This is a genomic window from Porcincola sp. LCP21S3_C12 (genome assembly GCF_052118625.1).
Classification (GTDB): Bacteria; Bacillota; Clostridia; order Lachnospirales; family Lachnospiraceae; genus Porcincola.
Window position 1 is genome coordinate 14,792 of record NZ_JBQKGW010000023.1, and the last position, 21,717, is coordinate 36,508.

Consider the following 21,717-nt stretch of genomic DNA (forward strand, 5'->3'; position numbering starts at 1 on the left):
CTATTTACGGAGAAAGATATGGAGACAGACAACGAAGAACTCAGAGAAGAAGGACATTCATACAGGAAATTCAAAGTTGGTTTACCACCGGTCTGCTTCAACCACAATGACTGCTTTGCATGCAGTCGTGGGCACTGCATGGTGCTGACCTGCAATGATTTTGGGGAAAGAGATTGTCCCTTTTACAGAAATGAGGCGGACAACCAGAAAGAACAGGAGGAGTGCATGAGAAGGCTCGCCAGGATCGGTCGACGAGACCTGCTTGACAAATACAGGAAGGACCTGACGGAAGCCGGCGCATTTGAGCAGGACTTTACAGAGGGAGTGGCGGATGACATCAGAGCATACAGATCGCAGGGAATCTGGTGAGCATCCGGTCTCATCAGGAAGGAGGATGCATGAAAGGCAGTGCAATTCACGTGAGTTCTTATGAGGATCCTCTGATCAGGCTGGCTTCCGCAATCGTAGAACAGGCCAGCCAGGACTATCTGGAGGCGATGACCTACCTCTACGAGACTCCGAAGGGGAGAAGGCGCGGAGCCTGTGTCATTGACAAGATCGAACTGGAGGAATTCTTCCGGGGAGACTGGTACGGGATGCTTTCCAATATTGATGGGGAAATGATGATCGCCCGTCTCAGAGAATCTGCGAAGGAGACGGCCATCGGGGAGATCAATGAGAGCAGGAAGCACAGGATGAAACGGTTTACCGAATAAGACAGAGGAGAAAACTTGGAAGAAATCAGAGACAACAGATTTGATGGAGAAAGTGTATGGAACTCAGAAGGCAGTGAAACTTTCGGAACAGCCTTTGCTGATGTGCTGAAAGCAGAGAAAAAAGCCGGTGGAAAGAGCTGCCTGAACAGAGCACAGAAAAAGAAAGCTGAAAAGTCTGCAGGCAGTGTCATGGAGCAGGAGTTTGATAAGGCAGTCAGGCGGGCAGGAGGCCTTTCATACAAAGTTGATCTCCCGGAAACAGAGGGAATGCCGGACCGTATGGTTCTGTTCTCATCCGGTGCATGTATCTTTGCCGCATTTGTTACAGAGAGGAAAGGTCCCCAGCCGATACAGGTCTTTCGCTGGAGACAGCTGGAAAGCCTTGGGATTCCTGTTATCTGCATCAGTAATCTGGTACAGATCCTGCCGGTAGTCCGTGCAGTCAGCAAATGGGATTCCGGAGAATCATTTCCCGAAGAATACCGATTCAGACCGGGAGGTTTGGGCAGGCAGTTTCAGGAAGGCTATGGTCCGGCAGCGGGAAAGGAAAGCAGTTTTGGATGCCAGAAGGAGCTCAGCATTCTGAAGCAAATGATTCTTCAGCTCAAGTGCGAAGCTTATCAGCAGATGCGCAGACAGAAGCTGGAGGACCTGGAGCGGCAGGAAGCAGCCATTGAAAAGACAAAGCTGCGGAAGCCAGTCAATACCAGGTGCGAATTCCATGAAAACCAGGAAAGCAGAAACATCTGCCTGATCCATATGGACGTAGGTTTCTGCTCTACAGACTGTGCATTTGCCACGACTGATCGGACCAGTACCCCTCCATATGGGACAAGGTACATGAAACGCAAACGATAAGGACAAGGCTAAGCAACGTCATATTCGGAAAGGAGGGCTGAAATGGCAGAAGCGGAGAAAATGGATGAAGGAGACAAAGACGATACTTCAGAGCAGATCGCAGACTATCTTGCTGAAAATTTCAGCTCTCTTCTTAGAATTCAGAAACGTCTGAAGACTCTGAAGGAATTTGGTCCTGTTCAATACACGGAGGATATGGCAGTTGCAGATCTGGCATCTATCTCAAGTGTTTCCGGGTCGGACAAGGTCCAGTCAAGCAGCATCAGCGATATTCCCCAGAGAGTATCTGTGATGCTGGAGAGCGGTTATGTGCAGAAGATGCAGAGAAGGATGAACCAGGAGTATCAGGAACTTTGCGAAGAACTGGAATATATCAACTGGCAGCTGGACATCATCGATGCGGCAATGGAAGAACGCATGACAGAAGAACAGCGGGTCGTGTTCCGATGGTTCTATCGGGATCGAATGTCGCTGCGGTATATTCACGAGGTGCTGATGCCGGGAACTAGGAGAGTCAGAATATCATCCATGTTGCAGAAGGCGAGAGGTGCGCTCCTTATAGAGGTGAGGAGCAGGAAAAACCTGGGCGATGTGGAAGGGTATCTGAGAAGACTGGAAAAAGATACCGAAGTAGAGGAGAAAAGGGAATCGGTACATGAAAGAAAAGACAGCAGGATCACCAACAGAACTCGTGACAAAACGAAGGCGAGGCAGACCTAGGAAAATGGATGCAAAGTGTGATGTGAATCCCGAGATTCTTCAAGAAGCCATAAAGCAGGTGAAGAAAATTGGAAAGGAGTATTCGGAAGGCGACCTGCAGGCAGAGGTTTTCTATCTGGAAACTTCTAGACCAAGACTTCTGAAGAATGCAGGAGTCAACAATGAAAATTATGAATCTACAGGGAAGATAGAGTTTGACCAACAGAGAGTCAGCTGTATGCCAGAAGACGATCAACATATTATTTCGTGTTATCTGAGTGCAAAGGCAAAGATTCACTTTTTAAAACACTCAGTCGCTGACATTACTGATATCAGATTACGGCAGACAGCTAATGATGCTTTACTTCTTGGCTGGAGCTGTTCGAAAATGGCTAATGTGTATGGGATTTCAGAGCGTGCTGTTTATAAGAGAAAGAAGAAGGCATTGGCAGATATTGCAAGGACATATATCGCCCGAAAAACAACTTTCTTTTAATCTCATTAGACGCTAGTATTTTTTGGTTCAGTTTTTCTGGTCAAATCGGACCACTTTTATGTGGTATTTTTATAATGCGCGAAAGCTTAGAGCCCAGGGGTGATACCGGCAGAGCCAGATATGCGGGTGAAGCAGTAGAAAAAGCAAAAAGCGGTTTTTCATACTGGATCTCAGCTTTCAGATTAAGGACAGAGTCAGTCAATGGCTCTGTCCTTTTCTATTGCAAGAAGAAAGGAGGCAGTCGGCATGAAGAAAATCTGGAGCATGGATGGAAGGAGCGGCTAGCAAGTGGATGGAATGACTTTTGAACTATACGGTTCCTATTGTGTACAGAACCGGAAAAACTGCAGGTACCCGGTCCGAATGGTGATCCGGTCGCCGGCAGATCTCAGTCGGGCAGCGCAGCGTGATTTTGTCTGTGCCAGATACAAAGACAATTATCGGATGAACGATAACTTTGTGTCTGCAGATGTTGCCTTCTGGGATGTCGATAATAGTGAAACGGATGATCCAGAGAAATGGATTACGCCTGAAAAGCTGGGTGATATTTTTCCAGACGTTGCCTATGCCGTGACGCCAAGCCGGCACAATATGATTCCAAAGAAGAACGAGGCTGCAAGGCCTCGTTTTCATGTTCTGGCACCGATCAGAAAAATTGCTTCCTTTCAGGAGTATGGGGAACTGAAAGCAAAAGTTCAGCGGTATTTTCCTTTCTTTGATCCGAACGCGGTCGATGCGGCAAGGTTTGTATTCGGCTGTCCTGTGGATGTGAAGGATGTGATCTGGCATGAAGGCAGTGTCCTGATTGACCAGTTTGTAAGTGAACTGGAGAAAGCACAGAGGTCAGAAGCTGAGTACCCGAAGAACCAGGACTGCGCATCAGTCGTTCCGAAGAAGTTTCTTTGTACTGAGGAAGGGACAGAAAGCTCGGCTGGCGGTTCCTATTTCATTCCGGAAGGAAGCCGGAATGCTACTCTCAGCAGGTATGCGGCAAGAGTCATATTGAGATTCGGAGATGGGGAACGAGCCAGGCAGCTTTATCTGAAAGAAGTCGGCAGATGCAGGCCGCCACTGCCGGACCGGGAGCTGATCTCAATCTGGAAGTCAGCCTGCAGGTTTGGACAGAAAGCCTCTTCAGCAGATGATTATGTTCCTCCGGATCAGTACGACAAGGATGATTTTGAAGACCTGGGGCAGGAAACAGAACCCCCGAATTCATCAAATGCAGGTAATGAACCGCCGGGAAGGAATAGTGATGGGAATCAAAGTAAAGGCCCGCCGGTTATAGAGAAGCCGCCTGCAGGTTCCCTGAAGCCTGAGGATTATACGGATCTAGGTCAGGCAAGAGTTCTTGAGAAAGAGTATGGAGCAGAGCTTCGTTACAGCCAGGCCCTGGATTACATGAGGTATGACGGTACCCAGTGGAAAGAATCAGGAGAACTGGCTGTCGGGGCAGAGGTAGAACTCACAGATCTTCAGATGGCGGACGCAGACCTTCTGATGGCGAAAGCGAAGAAGGCACTGCTGGACTCCGGTATTTCATTTGAAGAAGCTGCTGAAGCAGCAAAGAAGATGAAGAAGGGTATGAAGGCAGGGCTTACGGAGGCGCAGCTAAAATCTTATGAAGAGTATGTAGACGCTAAGGCTTACCAGAAATTCGTCTTAGACAGAAGAAACTGGAAATATCTGAAAGCAGCCCTGGATACCTGTAAGCCTTTGGTCCAGATCGATGTGCATGAGTTCGACAAGAATGCGTTTCTTTTGAATACCCCATCGGCAACCTACGACCTTCGCAAAGGTCTGGCAGGCAAAAGGGAACATAGACCAAAGAATTTCATTACAAAATCGACGTCTGTGGACCCGGGAGATGCGGGGAAAGACCTCTGGCAGGATGCATTGAATCAGATTTTCCTTGGAAATCAGGAGATGATTGATTATGTCCAGAGAGTAGTCGGACTGGCAGCCATCGGAAAAGTCTATATCGAGGCACTGATCATTTCCTATGGGGCGGGCCGAAATGGAAAGTCCACCTTCTGGAATACGATTCTGCATGTACTGGGATCTTATTCAGGAAGACTTTCTGCGGACACTCTTACGGTCGGATGCAGAAGGAACATCAAACCGGAGCTGGCCGAGGTGTTTGGAAAACGGCTTGTGATTGCAGCGGAGCTGGAAGAAGGCCAGAGACTGAATACCTCGATCATCAAGCAGCTGTGTTCAACGGATGATCTGTTCGTGGAGAAGAAGTACAAGGCTCCTTTTTCATTTACTCCGACTCATACGGTGGTGCTTTACACCAATCATCTGCCGAAGGTGGGAGCTATGGATGACGGTATCTGGAGAAGGCTGATCGTGATTCCATTTAAGGCTAAGTTTGAAGGCAAGTCGGATACCAAGAATTACGGGGACCTGCTCCAGAAGAAGGCAGGACCGGCCGTGCTTTCCTGGATCATAGAAGGCGCACAGAAGGTGATTCAAAGCAACTTCAAAATCACGGAGCCCCAGATCGTCAGGGAGTCGATTGCGGATTACCGGGAGCAGAATGACTGGCTTTCGGAATTCCTGACGGCATGCTGCGAAATAGTGGATGATCCAAAGACAGAAGCACGGTCTGGGGAACTTTATCAGAAATATCGTGATTATTCCATGAGGATGGGAGAGTACACGAGAAGTACTACCGACTTTTATACGGAACTAGAGAATAAGGGTTTCATCAGACACAAGACGAGGATGGGAAGCTTTGTCAGAGGACTCAGGATACAGCATGACGAAGAATTCAATTCAGTTCCGGAGGCATGGCGATAACTGTAAATCCTTAAGTGTGACGGTTGTGATGGTCTTGTATAAAAGTTTCCTATAGAAGAATTTTTTTCTTCTCTAGGGAAAGTTATAAAAAGAGTATCACGGGTGTCACACATGAACAGGAAGTCGTGAACCACTGGTGAAACACTGTGCAGGAAATAGGAAGGGAAAGGTAATGAAAGCAGCATTTTCAGAAGGAGAGTACAGGTACTTTATGAGAGCATTGGAGAAACTTCATCAGACAGACAAAGTTGAGGAGGCAGAAATGTACAAGTCCATGATTATCGGGGCACTGGAGATGATCCTCAGCAGGACTCTTTTTGATTCATGAGGAGTCGCTTAAATATCCCATTAAATTACAGGAGGAAACAGAATGCAGTTAATACGCAGAATTACATCTGTAGTATTGTCGGCGGCGATGATCGCCGGCAACCTGGTAACGCCATTTCCAGCATATGCGGGAGAGGTCCCGCCGGATATGGCAGCAGAGGTGCAGACTGGTACATCAGCTGATGAAGCTGCTCCGCCGGAGACTTCACAGCCAGAAACGGATGCACCGGATTTCACAATTACATTACCTGATCAGGAAGCGTTTGGTCTTATGTATGACCAGACGCATTTTTTATCTGAGGACAAGGACAAGAAGGAAACGGTTCTCTCCTATAAGCAGGGTGAGGAAGTCAATCTGGATGTTGTTGTGAACCCGGATTACCAGCTTGATAAGCTGGCTTTCCAGGACCAGAACATCAGCATTGCGGACTACCAGAAGAAGCAGGGAAAGGAGTATCCCTTCACCTGGAAGGATGAGGATACACTGACATTTACCATGCCGGATTCCAATCTCTGGATGGTGACCGAATGGCATCAGCTGCAGACGGAGCCGGCAGTGCCAGCATCGGAAGCACAGTCTCAGCCAGCTGCAGAAGTACAGGCAGCTGCGGAAACGAATGCGCCGGATGCTGCAGTGGGTGAGACTTCAGCTAATGCTGATGACACGACAGATTCCAGCCAGACTGCCGGACAAGAGGATGAGCAGGAAAGTCAGGCAGACGCCCAGACTGAAGTCCTACAAACCCCGGCAGGTTCTAGTGAAAACGATGGAGTTCCGGAGACCCAGGATACTTCCTCTACGATTGAGGAAGATGGGTTCCCGGCTCAGGGTGCTCTTATGATGCTTCCGGAGAAGCAGATCGGGATCGATGTGACTGATATCGCGGAAGAGACCAGGTTTGACGATGTGACTTATCCGCAGGATACCTGCTCCAGCAAGCTTGTGAGCAGTGATGTGAAGGCGGGGACTCCTGGACTTTATTCCATGGTCTACAGGATCGATGAGTCTTCGACCGGAAGAAGCTGGTACCTTGTACGCCCGATCCGCATTACGGAAGTAAGAGAGTCTGAGACTCAGCCCCAGACTTCACAGGAAGGACAGAGCGAGAACAGCAAGCAGGCCGAACAGGATGACACAGCGGATGATGCTGATGCAGACCCTGCGCAAGTGACTGAGACCGAAACAGCGACAGAAGCGGATCAGAACCTTGCTGTGGAAGCGGTTACTGAAGCTGCGACCGAGGCGGAAGATATGACTGAGACCGAAGTCTATGATGAGACCGAGGCTGAGTCAGAGAACCTGGAGGGAACCTATCAGGTAATTCTGAAGTCCGGGTCTGAGTACAATGTCACTTTGAATCATGAGGATGGCTATTACAAGCCTGATGAGGAAGTCGTGATCAAGACGGATCTGGACATTGACCACTGCAACATCGCAGCATGGCGGACCGTTCATCATGACAACAATGATACCGGTGACTACTGCGAGATCACTTACCATGAAGACGATAACAGCCATAGCTTCATCATGCCGGCAGAAGACGTTGAGCTTACTGTTGACAAGACCGGTGCTTCAGGTGCAGGTCCCCGCAGACTGATGGCTGTCAGAAGAGCAGCTGCGGCAGATGATAATGACGGCGGCTGGGATGACCAGACCGATGTCGAAGTGGGATCTTATTATTACCACACCGACGGCAACTATACCGGACACGTTTTCAATAACTCACTTGGCTCCGGCGGAGCAGATTCCTATAAGTGGGTCCGCTATAAGGTCAACGGACAGAAATATGATGTCATGGCCTACTGTATGCAGCATGCCCTGCATTCTCCTGAAAGCGGTCACGTTTATAAGAACGCAGTGGAACTGGATGAAGGAGGAGATGACAAATATCTCCGCAAGGCGATCTTCTACGGATACGGCGGGCCGGGTTGGAAAGGAACATTTAACGGAAAGAGCATCAAGGCGATCTTCGATGCAAATGGAGTCGGCGGCAATGCCCGTGAGATGCAGCATTACCTGGTCGATTATCTGTATGACGGCTCTTATGGGTTCGGCGGAAATCTTTCCGAAAAAGCCAAAAAGATGCTCAGGGACTGCAAAGCGGCCCTGAAAGCCATGCCGGATCCCACAGCCATGCAGGTCCTGCCTTCAACTTCGGCAGTCGCCACGAGCAAGACGTCCCCTTCCTTTACCTGGAAGGCCAATGCTGCATGGGTGATCACCATATGGCTAGAGAATGGAGTAAGCCTTGTCAATGAGACGACCGGACAGACATTTACAGGAAGCGGAACAGTCGCCGGAGGGCAGAGTTTTCATTTCGTGGCTACCACGGATAACACCTCGGCACTCACGGGACAGTATACAGTTACCTGCAATTACCCTCTGGACTATCATGCAATGGCTCTGAAATTCTCGGGCCATCAGGATATCGGATTCGGGTACCGGACCAATGATTCCAAGGTAACACTGACTGTACAGTGGCCTACTACGACACCTGTGGCTATCCAGAAATCAAGTACCAATACCACGATCGTGTCGGGCAACCGCATGTATTCGCTGGTTGGGGCCCAGTTCACGATGGGCAATGCATCAGGAAGCGAAACCTTTACAGTGCAGGGAAGTGGAACAACCGAAGTAAAGGAAATGAACCCCGGGGCTTATACCCTGCATGAGGCATCACAGCCAAAAGGATACAAAGTTGCACCGGATCAGACCGTGACGGTAGCTGCGGGATCTCCGGGACAGACGTTCCAGGTGGCAGATGAACCTCTTTACGGAACCCTGAATGATCTGGTCAGAAAGATCCCGGCTGCGGGCTACGCAACCACAAGACCTACTGCAGGAGCACAGCTTATGGTGAACTATTATGACAATCCGGAGCCGGAAGCTACAGCAAAGCAGACCTGGGTGATCCAGACGCTGAAGGATGCAAACGGCAATTATACAGCCAGACTGGATCAGGCCCACCTGGTATCAGGAAGCCTGATATACGGTGAGAACGTCCTTCCGCTTGGCTGCATTACCGTGCAGGAGACCAAAGCTCCGGAAGGATATGAACTGAACAATTCCGTATGGAAGCTGCAGATCCTGCAGAGCGGCAACAGTGTCGTCTACAGCAGCACCAGCCAGCCGGAGATTCAGAACACTCCTGTGAATGCAAATGATCTTCCGGATATCCCGACGTTCGGCGACCTGAAGCTGGGCAAGATCTCTGCAGAGCAGGGGACCATCACTGACGGGGATGCGACCTTTGTGGGAGCAGAGTTTGAAGTCATCAATGCCAATGATTTTGATGTCGTTCTCAATACCGATCATGGAAGAGCCATTCATCCTGGCGAGGTGGCAACTACGATCGTGACGGGGCCTGATGGGACCGGGGCAACAACAGGAAACCTTCTTCAGACCGGCAGCTACACAGCCCGTGAGAAGAAGGCTCCGGAAGGATACACACTTTCCGATAAGCAGCTTCCGGTAACGATCAAGGCAAAGGAAACAGCAGATTATTCAAAGAGCGATCCGCATAAAAATGTTCCGGAGCGGGCTGGCTTCAGGATCCGAAAGAAGGATTTGGAGCTTGCAGAGAAGATCTGCACGATTACTGGGAAGACCGGGGCAGAGTTCCGTGTCGACCAGACGACTCCGAAAGGAAATGTCATTCAGGGCGAGGCAAAACTTTCAGGAGCTGAGTTCGATCTGATCAACCGTTCTAAGAGTTCCGTTGTAGTAGACGCAAAAGTCTATCAGCCGGGCGATACGATCCATACCTTCTCTACAGATGAGAACGGTGACATCGCTTCTCCGGTCAGCAATAACATCAACGGTGGACAGCTTCCGCCGGAAGCATATCTTCCGTATGGAACTTACGAGCTCGTTGAGATCAAGGCGCCGGAAGGGTTCAACCTTCGCGGAAAGAACCTGAACGTTACCTTCACGATCCGAAGCGAGGATGCAGGTACTATGAAGGACCTGGATTCCATCTCCGCAGAGGATGATGTGATCCGCTTTGATGTGGACATCCACAAAGTCGAAGCTGAGCTGAATGAGGAAGATCCTCACGACAAACTCGAGCCGATGGAAGGAATCCAGTTTGACATTTACCTGGATGCTGACATGAACGGTGATAATCCGAAGGAAGGCGCAAAGCCATATGTCTCGATAAAGACCAATTCAGAAGGATACGCGACGACAAAGGATGCAGCTTATCCGCATGGAAGACTGCCTTACGGTCACTACACGATCATCGAGAACAAGGACACGGTTCCGACTGGTTTTGGCGCGATCCGTAATCTTCATGTGAATGGAACGAAGGATGCAGGAGTCATCGACGGGCAGCTGATCCAGACTGGCATCTATCAGGACCAGCACGGCGAGTGGATCCAGCTTGCCAAGATTGACCAGGATTCCGGGAAGCCGGTTCTTCGGGCGGGCGCAGAGATTCAGATCCTCAAGGACGACAAAAAGACGGTCGTCGAGTTCAAGGATTCTACCAATCACAAGAAGGTATCAACTTTCGTCACCAATGAGGAAGGCATGGCATATCTTCCGCAGAGGCTGGAGATCGGTACCTACTATCTGAAGGAGCTGAAGGCTCCCTATGGCTATGTGCTGAACAAGGATCTTGTGGAGTTCAAGGTGGATACCGCGAATTCCTGGGACCAGCTGATCACCTGGCAGATGAAGGACCAGGAGGTCAAGGGTGTCCTGAAGATCACCAAGTACGATGCTGAGACGAAGGAGAAGATCGCCGGAGCAAAGTTCGGAGTGTATGCGGACGAGAAGATCATTTCCGGAGACGGGACGGTCCAGGCAGAAGAAGGAGACCTGGTCGATACAGTCGTGATCGGAAACGACGGAACCGGAACTTCCAGAAAGCTTTATCTTGGCAAGTACCATGCAGCCGAGACGGAGGCTCCGGAAGGATACACTCTGGATCCGAAGGAGATTCCGTTCGAGCTTACCTACAAGGACCAGTACACACCGGTCATCACGGTTGAGAAGGATTCTTCCAACAAGCCGACCAGGCTGAACCTCCTGAAGTTTGAGCAGCCGGTCGATAAGGACGGTGAATGGTCTGACGCAGAGCCGACAAAGAGACTGGAAGGAATCACATTTACCTTTACCAGGATCGGCGGCGAGGAGCCTGACAGAAACCGCGCGGGAGAAGTCTTTTCCGGCGGAAGTCTTGTGACGGATGAAGGCGGAAACATCCTCGTCAAGTACATTGAGTCCGGAATCTATGCGGTCCAGGAGACGGCGACCATCCTTGGATATGTTCTGGACGATACGGTTTCTTACTTCACGGTCGATGGCGACGGCTATATCTTCCTGTCCGATGAGAAGGGCAACATCCTGGACGGGCAGGAGAAGAGTGATACCGCTGAGCTCCGGAGAAAGGACCAGTATACCAGATGGGATTTCTCCAAGGTCGACATGAACGGCCAGGAGCTCAAGGGCGCTGTCATGCAAGTCCTGGATGCCTCTGGAAACATTGCATCCTATGTGGATGACAATGGACAGGGCGCACTTGCCACATGGGTCTCTGACGGAACCCCGCACAGGATCTGCCGGCTGCCGCTCGGCAACTACATCCTGCACGAGCAACAGTCCATCAAGGACTACACGCTGGCCACGGACATCCCATTTGAGGTAACCAATACCGGAGTCCTCTGTAAGGTAGTCATGACCAACAAAAAACTGATCATCAACAAGCTGGATGTTCTCGGGGACGGAGTAAAGAAAGCCGAACTGGAGATCTATGAAGTCCATTTCCACGAGGATGGAACGAAGTACCTGACTGAAGAGCCGGTCGAGGCCTGGAAGTCAGACGGAAAGCAGTATGATACTTCCAATCTGAAAGTCGGCCACACCTACCGACTGGTCGAGAGCAAGGTCCCGAAGGGATATGTGGAGGCAGAGCCGATCGACTTTACCATCACGGATGACCTGACGGATCAGACCGTGACCATGATGGACAAGAAGGTCCTGGTCAGCAAGGTCAACACCAAGATCACCATGATCGCCGGCGCAAAGCTGGAGGTCAGAGACAGCGAGGGACAGGTCGTGGATGCCTGGACTTCGGACGGAAATGCATATTCGGTGTCCGGTCTGAAAGCCGGTCAGACTTACACTCTGGTCGAGACGGAGGCTCCAGAGGGATACGTTCTCGCAGATCCGATCGAGTTCACTGTAACGAAGAACTGGTTCGCGGATGACAGCTTCACTCTTACCAACACCCAGGTCTTCATGAGCAAGACAGATGTGACCGGTGAAAATGAGATCCCTGGAGCAACCCTGAAGGTCACCGATAAGGAGACTGGTAAGGAAGTCGACAAGTGGGTATCCGGAGAAGAGCCGCATGCCATTTCCGGACTTCACGTCGGAGGCAGCTATACCCTTCATGAGGAGATCGCCGCGGAAGGCTACGTCCGGGCATCGGACATCGATTTCACGGTCGATGACGGATTCACGGTCAAGACTGTGAAGATGGTCGATAAGCAGGTCACCATGACCAAGACCGATGTGACCGGGGAGAAGGAACTGCCGGGAGCAAAGATTACTGTCATCGATAAGGAGACCGGCAAGGATGTGGACAGCTGGACTTCCGGCGACAAACCGCATGCTATTTCCGGTCTGGAGGTTGGAAAGACTTACGTCCTGAAGGAGGTTACCGCTCCGGATGGATATGCAGTCGCAGAAGAGGTCGAGTTCGAAGTTCCGGATGACGGAAAGAACCAGACCGTATCCATGAAGGATAAGAGAGTAACGATTGACAAGCTCGATGTACTTGGTCAGCCGGTCAAGGGAGCGAAACTGGCAGTGTATGAGCTGACAGAGGATACTGAAGAGAAGCCTGCTGAAAGCGAAAGCGTAGCAACCCCGACTAAGGAGACTCAGCAGGATGCAGCTTCCCAACCTGAAATACAGACTGGGACAGGAACAGGAACTGAGGCGTCCGCTACTGCCCCTGAGAGTGGAGCAGAAGTCGCTGTGGAGGAAGCTGACAAGACTCAGTCTACAGAAGAAACTGAAGCAGCTGCTCAGACTGGAGAGTCGGGCCAGACTTCAGAAAATGATCAGACTACAGAATCTGAGACTTCCGGTCAGAACTCTGAGACTGGAGATCAGAACAAGGCAGAGGACACTCAGAGCACTGGGGATGTTTCTACTGGTACTGTCAGTGCAAAGCCTGGAAAGCTGGTCGATACCTGGGTATCTGACGGCACTCCGCATGCAGTAAGCGGATTGATCGTCGGTCATTCTTACCGTCTGGTCGAGGAAAGTGCTCCGGAGGGTTATGCAGTGGCGGATCCGAGAGACTTCACTGTAACCAAAGAGGACGCGGACCAGAGCATTGCCATGGTCGACCGTCAGGTCCTGATCAGCAAGGTGGACACCGAGATCACCATGATCGCCGGCGCTCATCTTCAGGTAACTGATAAAAACGGTAAGATCGTCGACAACTGGGTATCCGATGGAACCGCTCACGCAGTATCTGGACTGGTGGTCGGTCAGACTTACACTCTGACTGAGACGGAGGCTCCTGCAGGATATGTCCTGGCTGCGCCAATCATATTTACCGTATCGGACCAGGCGGATGCAAATGATCAGCTGAATCTGGTCAACAAGCAGGTTAAGGTCACCAAGACTGACATCACAGGCGAGAAGGAGGTTGTCGGAGCTCATCTTTCTGTTGTTGAGAAAGAGAGCGGCAGGACAGCTGACACCTGGACTTCCGAGAAGGAGCCGCATCCGGTGTCCGGTCTCGAAGTTGGCAAGACTTACATCCTGACCGAGACAAAGCCTGCGGACGGATATGTCACCGCTGAGAGCATCGAGTTCACTGTTGAGGACAACGGCAAGAGCGAGATGCATCAGATGAAGGACGATGTCACGAAGCTGAAGATCTCCAAGAAGGATATCACCAAGGGTGAAGAACTTCCCGGCGCGCAGCTTGTTATCAAGGATTCTGAAGGAAAAGAGATCGAGAAGTGGACATCTACCAATGAGCCGCACTACATCGAGATGCTTCCGATCGGAACCTACACACTGACTGAGACCGCACCTCCGGCTCTCTATACGAAGGCAGAGGATGTACAGTTTGAAGTCAAGGATACCGGGGATATCCAGACGGTCACTATGATGGACAAGCCGACCACGATCGTCATTCACAAGAAGGATATCGTGGAAGGCGAGAAGGGAAATGAACTTCCGGGTGCCAAGCTTGAGGTCCGTGATTCAACTGGAAAGGTCATCGATTCCTGGACTTCCGGAACGACTCCGCATGAGATCGCATACCTGACTCCGGGAACCTATACCCTCACTGAGGTTACTGCTCCGTCTGGTTACGAGGTGGCTGAAAATGTAACCTTCTCAGTTGCTGATAACGGAGAGATCCAGCATGTGACCATGTATGATTCCCCGAAGGAAGAGAAGATCGACCTGACAGGAAAGAAGACCACTACCAGAAATACTCCGTCAGGCAGATCGACTCCGTCCTATCCGGGAGGCAGCTCTTCTACACCGACAGCTCCTGTAAAGACCGGCGATAATTCACCGATCCTGCTCTATCTGGGCATCCTGGGAGCAGCCGCAGCAACAGTCGTGATTCTTCTGGTTCTGAAGAAGAAAAAGGAGAATGAAGATTCCTGAAACAATTAATAGCAGATTACAGAGCAGACGCTTCGGAGAGGTATCTCCGGGGCGTTTTGCTTTGGCAGAAAAGAGGGCTAAATGAATCAGATTCTGAAAAGAGACGGAAAGAGAAACAGACGTTATTTTTTTACAACGGTAATCACGATGGCCGCATTGCTGCTGATGCCTATGAATGCATTTGCGGCAGCGCAGGTTCAGGGTAAGATCAACAACCTGTATTCCATTGTCACTACGATCATCACGGCGGCCGGAGCGATCGTCCTGGCCTGGGGTGTGTTTGAGTTTGCATCCGCTTATCAGTCCAGAGATACCGCCCAGCAGACGGATTCTCTGAAGAAGGTAGTAGCCGGGATCCTGATGTGCCTGGCGCCTACGATCATCAATCTTCTGAAATGAGGTGATGGCAATTGATGTGGCAGCAATTCGCACTGCAGTCCATGCCGGCCATGCTGAAGCTGCCCGGCTGGATGACCGCAATCGGAAACTGGATCGGGGACCGTTTCTCTGATGCAGGAAATGCTCTTTACGATACGGTGCTGTCTCCTGTAATGACCTGGCTCGGCGGCATTATGTTCTCTCAGGGAAGAGCTCTCCTGAACACAGGCTTTGCTATCTGGAAGAGCTGCAGTCAGGTCGCATTGGATTTCGTCCAGAAGAACCCGGAAGGCCAGTTTGGAGCCTGGTCCGTTGTGTCAGGCTCCGGGGTCTACGGAGTCTTTCTGGCGATTGCAGGTTCGCTGACGATCTTCTATTTCGCCGCAGGCTGGCTGAAGGAAAGCATTGACATCCGGACCACGTTTAATCTCGAATCCATGTTCAAGATGTTCATCCGGTTCGCAATCACCATTTCTCTGGTGATGAATTCAATGTCACTGGTGAGAGGGATCAACAATGCCTCGATTGCCCTTGCACATACCATACAGATCACAGAGTCAGATGAAAAGAAAGATACGGTCGACCAGGTCTTCGACAGCATGGAGGAATCATTGAGGTCGACGGATGAAAGTGAAGGTGCCGCCTGGTTCTCAGGAGGGCTGATCGCACTGATCGGAGGAGCTGTGGGAATGTTCACAATCCTGATCTCAGGCGTGGAGCTGGCAATCACAGTCATTAAGAGACTGTTCAAGGTTTACATGTGCATCCCCTTTGCCCCGGTAGCGCTCGCAGGCTTTGCCGGCGGGCGCGAATTTTCGCAGACCGGGATCGCATGGCTGAAGACATTTACGGCATACTGCCTTGAAGCATTTGTCATAGCACTGGCAATCAAGCTGAGCTTCGGACTGTTTTCGTCTGCGGCACTGAACTTCACTGCCAGCAGTTCCGATATTACGGTGCAAATGATGCTGGCAATCTTCAACCTATGCATGCCGATGGTGGCGACCGCAGCCTGTGTGAAAGGCGCGGATGGAGTTGTCCGGTCCTGCCTGGGACTGGGCTGATAAACAAATGATGAGAGGAGTGATCGGACATGATGGTTCCGGTAAATCAGAACATCGACTCTTACAAAGACGATTTCTTTAAGGGACTGACTATGAGGCAGACTCTCTTTGCAGTAGCTGCCGTAGCGGTCAGCGGAGGACTTCTGACTTTCTTCCTTCTTTACCTGAAGATAAATGCTTCCCTCGCCATGTACCTGACCCTGCCGTTTGCATTTCCAATCATCGCAGCCGGCTTCGTCAGGATACACGGCATCGGGCTCAGCGACTATCTGAAGCGGAAGAAGAAAGTTCAGAACCAGCCTTCTTTCTTCTATCAGCCGGAAATGATCTTCTGGTTGAATCAGGGGCTTATTTCTCCTGATGAAGAGCCTGGTGAGCAGGTCAATAGGAAAGAGGAGGCAGGTAAGTCACTGAAGAAGCTTTATCTGGAAACGGAGGAAACCGTCTCAGAAGAGTCAAACAGGATGAAAGAAAGAGCAGCAAGTGAGGTGAATGATGTTGAAAGCAATGAAGGAATACAAGGAGCTGACCCAGCCGCTGTACCGGCTTCCGAAGACGGTCCAGCAGATGATACCGGTTGACCGGATTTCCAAGGACGGGATCTGCCAGCTGGAGGAGAAACCTGAAGGAGCAGACATCCTATTTGACAAGGCATATCTTTTCATGGATACCAACTTTGCAACCATGGATGACCTGGAGAAGGATGACTTCCTCAGGCGGTACTGCCTGATGCTGAACAGCCTGAATGTCAGCTTCAAGATTCTGATGATCAATAACAACCAGGATATGGAGCAGGTGAAGCGGGACGTCTTTATCCGTGAGAAAGATGGTCAGTTCTCGGAAATGATCCGGTCCTTCAACAAGTACATTTCCGACAGGGTCATGGAAGGACACTCCGGTCTGACCCAGACAAGGGTTTTCGTTCTGTCTGTACGGAAGAAGGATGTCGGATCAGCCAGAGACTATTTCCGTTCGATCGAAGCGAACCTCAAGGTAAACTTCAGCAAGATGGAGAGCGAACTGATCCCTTTGAATGGGACGGACCGGCTCCGCTACCTGTATACCTTCTGGCATATGGGTGAGGGGAAGCAGCTGACCCTGACCTGGGAACAGATGGTCAAAGGGACGAGGGACTGGAAGGACTTCATCGCTCCTCAGCATGTAGGCTACTTTCAGGATGAGTACGGAGCCATGGATGGGATCACGCTGCAGTTTGCAAACCGATACAGCAGAGTTCTGTACCTGCCATCCCTTCCTAGCGGAGTCAATCCGGAGATCATGAATCGTTTCCTTTCAGGAGATTACCAGTGCAGTGTGACTATCGATGCGGCGGCTATTCCAATGGATGCGGTCCGCAAGAGATTGAATGACCTCTACATGCAGGTTGGAAGAACAATCGAGAAACAGCAGGAGACAAGGAACCGGGCAGGCGCCTGGTCCAGCGATGTCTCCTATGAAGTCCGCAGGCAGAAGACGGAGATCGAGGAACTGCTGGACGTGATCAACGATAACAATGAAAGGATGTTCTACGTCGGCGTTTACGCGGTGATCAATGCACCGACCAGAAAAGAGCTGGAGAACAATGTGACTACCTTCTGCTCAGCGGCAGAAGGAGAAGGATTCCATTTCGAACCGGTTTACTGGGAACAGATGGAAGCCTTCCATACGGCATCGCCCTGCGGAGTCAGGTTCTGCAACACCATGTACCCGCTCCTGACCCAGCCGCTTGCAGCATTTACACCCTTCATCGTACACGAACTGTACCAGCCCGGCGGCATCGCTTACGGCGTGAACCAGATCAGCCGGAACATCCTGATCGGTGACCGGAAAAGACTCCTGAACGGAAATGGGTTTATCCTGGGCCTTTCCGGGTCCGGCAAAGGTATGGAGACCAAGAAGGAGATCACGGAGATCTTCCTGACAACAGACGACGACATCATCGTCATCGACCCGATGAACGAGTACGAGGCAATCTGCGATTACTTCCACGGTCAGTTCATCGATTTCTCAGCGACTTCCAAGCACTTCATCAACCCGCTGGACACGGACACCCTCCAGTACATGGACTCCAGGTCGACCTTCCTCAAGGACAAGACCAACCTGATGCTGTCCATCTTCTCCCAGATCAAGGAGAACAACATGGAGCCGGAGGACAACTCCATCATCGGCCGAGTTGTCCAGCAGATCTACAAAGGAGTGGGAGAGAAACATTTCCTGACACCGACTCTGGTGGACTTCTACCAGATCCTTAAGGAGCAGCCGGAAATGAGAGCCCAGGCGCTTGCTCTGTCGATGGAGCTGTTCGTCACCGGGGCCATGAACATGTTTGCAAAGCCGACAAACGTGAATACCAGGAACCGGTTCACCGTTTATGGTATGGCGGATATCGACCGGTCACAGTCCGGCATGGGAATCATCATCATGCTGGAATCAGTCCGCGCGAGAATTGCAGAGAACGCAAAGAAAGGAAAATGCACATGGGTATTCATAGATGAGTTCCACAGGGCGAGGCGTTTCGCCGCCTGAGAGTCTTTGACTTTAGGGTAGCGGGACTGGCAGTGCCCAAAACTGCCAGTACAACTGTTATGGTACTGTTCAAATGAGTGGGTAACGCCACGAAGGGACACACACAAACTGCCCACTGCGTTAGTAGCAATGCAATGCGAAAAGGTAGGGAGAGCTGGGCTGAAGAGCAAAAAGCCAGCCCCACAGAGTTACACTGGGGAAACGTTTGCAGAGGTGCAGGCCGCTGGTGATTATGTAGTGCAGCTGTATATGGTGAGAATCCTTAGGGGGACGAACCAACGATTGAAAGGGTCTAGAATTCGAATACGTTGAATAAGCGTATGCCGGTTGCCCGGGGTCAGCTACCGAAAAGTATGGGTTGTGGATTTGAAATTCGGGATACCGTTACAGGCGGTATAAGCTGGCAGGCCCATAGAAGGCACCTAAGTACAGCATTGGTATCATATCGGAACGTCGGAAGCAGCAGACAGGGAGTGATTGCATTCGTGATGATCTGTTGGCAGGGAAAGCAGTGCAGGATAACCGAAACTGTATAACCTGCCTTAACTGCTGTGAAAGCGGAGGCACGAGCGAAGAAGTTTCTGTAACGGAAATGGAGCAACAGCCTCTAGTGGGGCGCCGTGAGAGCGGTGCTTGATAGTTGCAAAATAAAACGGTCAACATACATAGGTTCGAGTAGGACTAAGAGAAACGAAGTCTTGCGAAAGCGAGGTGATGTTGACTATGCAGAGAACAGGAGTGCTTAAGAATAGCTCTATCCGACATGCGGAGTATTACAACATGATAGATGTGCTGGATGCTCTATATAGGGATAGTGCGGAAAACAAAGTATTCACAGACTTGGTAAGTATCATAGCAACCAAGCCCAACATTGAAATGGCCTATCGCAACCTTAAGGGAAACAAGGGTAGCAGTACTCCTGGAGTCGATGGACTTTCGTTCAAAGACCTCAGTGCTATCCCAAGCGAGCTATTCGTGAAAAAGGTGCGGGACAAAATCTGGAATTATCAACCAAAGGCGGTAAAGCGGGTCTATATACCCAAACCCAATGGAAAGATGAGACCTCTTGGAATCCCTACCGTAATAGACCGGGTAGTTCAACAAAGTGTATTGCAGGTCATGGAACCTATATGTGAAGCGAAGTTCTATGCGCATAGCTATGGGTTCAGGCCAAACCGCAGTACAAAGGAGGCGGTAGCGTTTTGCTACAAGCTGGCACAGCATGACGGCTATCACTTTGTGGTAGACGTGGACATTAAAGGTTTCTTTGATAACGTGAACCATGGAAAGCTGCTGAAGCAGATATGGAGTCTCGGTATCAGAGATAAGAGACTGATTTGTCTGATCAGCAAGATGCTGAAAGCGCCGATTGAGGAAAACGACGAAAGGTGGATTCCCGATAAGGGTACACCGCAAGGCGGAGTCCTCAGTCCACTGCTGGCCAATATCGTTTTGAACGAGCTTGACTGGTGGATTGCGAGCCAGTGGGAGGAGATGCAGGTGCAGAAAAGCCTTCCGAGTGACATGTGCAGAAATAGTAACGGCTCATGGAACAAAGGTGCATTGTACAGGCGTCTTAGGAAAACGAGTCTGAAGGAAGTCAGAATCGTCAGATATGCAGATGACTTTAAAGTTTTCTGTAAAAGCTATGACGAAGCTGTCCGAATGAAGAGAGCTGTGGAAATGTGGCTATGGGAGCGATTGAAGCTGGAAACATCGCCGGAGAAGTCGAAGATTACTAATCTGACGACTGGATACAGCGATTTCCTCGGAATCCGATTCAGACTGATCCAAAAAGGGAAAAGGTGGGTAATCAAGTCGCATATGACTGATAAAGCCATTGCGATGGAGCAGGCAAAGTTGAAGAACTCTTTAGTTAAGGCCTGTAAAGCCCATGCCTCTGAAAAAGCACAGCATGACGATATCATCGCCTATAATCAGGCGGTTGTTGGTATCCACGGGTACTACAACATGGCAACAATGGTCAATGAAGACGTGCATAGGCTCTTTCCTGCTTTGGACAGAACGATGAAGATACGATGTGCCAGAAGCAATTCTCTTAGTAAGGATAAGCCTGAAAAACTCAAAGGCGCAATGGATGAATATTTCTTTCAGATGTATGGCAAGTCGAAGCAAGTGAGGTACATCAATGGGATGATTGTGGTCCCGGTCGCCTACTGTCATACGACGAATCCGATGTGCCATAGCCCTTCGGTGAACAAATACACACCGGAGGGGCGTAAGAGGATTCATTCGCTCCTGCAGAGCAGAGCTTATTCCAAGGTGCTGATTGAACTGGCTGAACAGTCCAGTCCGGAAGGCATCGAGTTTTGCGATAATCGACTCTCAAGGTTTGTTGCTGCAAAAGGTAAATGTGAAATCACCGGTAAACAGCTTTTGCTGGAAGATGTTGCTTGTATCAGAATTATTCCGAAAGCAAAAGGTGGCAGTGACAGCTATGACAATCTGAGAATTGTCTGCCGTGAGGTAGAGAAGATTATATTTGCTGATGATGTGGATGCTATCAGAGAGACGATTCGTCGCCTCAATGAGAATTTCAATGTTCGTATGCAGAAACTGAACCGATGGCGGCACTTAGCCGGCTTAGGGACAGTGTGCATGAAATAAAGTGAGCACGAATACTCTGAGAGTGGCCGTTTTAATAATGATGGAACTATTCCCATGGAACGCCGTGTGCAGTGAAAGCTGCTTGCACGGTGTGGGCCGGGGCGAAAGGTCCGAAAGGATCTGACCTATCGGCATACCTTTCCCATAACCAGTATTCGGCAGCCTACCTGGAGAAAATCTGGCGTGAGGTCCGAAAGATGGGCGGCCTCTGCACGGCCATTACCCAGAACGTCGCCGATCTTCTGACGACAACGGCAGTCGAGTCCATGCTCTGCAACAGTGAGTTTCTGATGCTACTTAATCTGAAGGAGAATGAAAGACATTTGCTGGAAACCGAGCTTGGAATCTCCCCCAACCTGATGCAGTACATCAGTAACCCCGACTGTGGCTGTGGGCTCCTGAAATTCGGCAACCGGGTCATCCCATGTGACGGCAGACTTCCCAAAGACAGTGCCATGTTGTTGTCCGGCAAATTAAATGATGTCCCATCCGGCAGATTATTTCGCGCCGATTTTGGATTTCTACAGATGTGTCAGTCACTTTAAAAGTAACTGTTTCTGCGAATTGTTT

Annotated in this window: 14 protein-coding genes; all 14 read left to right on the forward strand. The window is 50.4% G+C overall.

What is annotated here, in order from left to right; genetic code table 11:
- Positions 1-18 precede the first annotated feature (18 nt).
- Positions 19-369: a hypothetical protein gene (locus ACTQ1N_RS10955; protein ID WP_441956771.1), complete on the forward strand. Its 351-nt coding sequence runs from the start codon at positions 19-21 to the stop codon at positions 367-369.
- Between the two features lie 29 nt (positions 370-398).
- A complete protein-coding gene (locus ACTQ1N_RS10960; RefSeq protein ID WP_441956772.1) occupies positions 399-716 on the forward strand; it encodes a hypothetical protein in 318 nt (105 codons plus the stop codon).
- A 15-nt stretch (positions 717-731) separates the two neighbouring features.
- Positions 732-1,574, forward strand: a complete 843-nt coding sequence (locus tag ACTQ1N_RS10965; protein ID WP_441956773.1) for a hypothetical protein — start codon at positions 732-734, stop codon at positions 1,572-1,574.
- A 42-nt stretch (positions 1,575-1,616) separates the two neighbouring features.
- Entirely contained in the window at positions 1,617-2,294 is a 678-nt protein-coding gene (locus ACTQ1N_RS10970; RefSeq protein ID WP_441956774.1) for a hypothetical protein, read from the forward strand.
- Positions 2,295-2,298: 4 nt separating this feature from the next.
- On the forward strand, positions 2,299-2,769 hold the full coding sequence (locus ACTQ1N_RS10975; protein ID WP_441956775.1) for a hypothetical protein: 471 nt from the start codon (positions 2,299-2,301) through the stop codon (positions 2,767-2,769).
- A 297-nt stretch (positions 2,770-3,066) separates the two neighbouring features.
- On the forward strand, positions 3,067-5,574 hold the full coding sequence (locus ACTQ1N_RS10980) for a phage/plasmid primase, P4 family (RefSeq protein WP_441956776.1): 2,508 nt from the start codon (positions 3,067-3,069) through the stop codon (positions 5,572-5,574).
- A 172-nt stretch (positions 5,575-5,746) separates the two neighbouring features.
- Positions 5,747-5,902 (forward strand): hypothetical protein, encoded by a 156-nt coding sequence (locus ACTQ1N_RS10985; protein WP_441956777.1) that lies wholly within the window; start codon positions 5,747-5,749, stop codon positions 5,900-5,902.
- 42 nt (positions 5,903-5,944) lie between these two features.
- Complete coding sequence (locus tag ACTQ1N_RS10990) at positions 5,945-14,551, forward strand: SpaA isopeptide-forming pilin-related protein (RefSeq protein WP_441956778.1); 8,607 nt, start codon at positions 5,945-5,947, stop codon at positions 14,549-14,551.
- Positions 14,552-14,632: 81 nt separating this feature from the next.
- On the forward strand, positions 14,633-14,950 hold the full coding sequence (locus ACTQ1N_RS10995) for a TrbC/VirB2 family protein (RefSeq protein ID WP_441956779.1): 318 nt from the start codon (positions 14,633-14,635) through the stop codon (positions 14,948-14,950).
- A 14-nt stretch (positions 14,951-14,964) separates the two neighbouring features.
- Positions 14,965-15,993: a type IV secretion system protein gene (locus ACTQ1N_RS11000; RefSeq protein WP_441956780.1), complete on the forward strand. Its 1,029-nt coding sequence runs from the start codon at positions 14,965-14,967 to the stop codon at positions 15,991-15,993.
- Positions 15,994-16,022: 29 nt separating this feature from the next.
- A complete protein-coding gene (locus ACTQ1N_RS11005; protein ID WP_441956781.1) occupies positions 16,023-16,574 on the forward strand; it encodes a PrgI family protein in 552 nt (183 codons plus the stop codon).
- Positions 16,486-18,519, forward strand: a complete 2,034-nt coding sequence (locus ACTQ1N_RS11010; RefSeq protein ID WP_441956782.1) for a VirB4-like conjugal transfer ATPase, CD1110 family — start codon at positions 16,486-16,488, stop codon at positions 18,517-18,519. The genes ACTQ1N_RS11005 and ACTQ1N_RS11010 overlap by 89 nt, the downstream gene beginning before the upstream one ends.
- A 780-nt stretch (positions 18,520-19,299) precedes the next feature.
- Positions 19,300-21,147, forward strand: coding sequence for a group II intron reverse transcriptase/maturase (gene ltrA, locus ACTQ1N_RS11015; protein ID WP_321048665.1), 1,848 nt, complete (start codon positions 19,300-19,302; stop codon positions 21,145-21,147).
- 197 nt (positions 21,148-21,344) lie between these two features.
- The gene (locus ACTQ1N_RS11020; RefSeq protein ID WP_441956783.1) at positions 21,345-21,692 is read left to right on the forward strand and encodes a hypothetical protein; all 348 of its coding nucleotides are present in this window, start codon (positions 21,345-21,347) and stop codon (positions 21,690-21,692) included.
- Positions 21,693-21,717 lie beyond the last annotated feature (25 nt).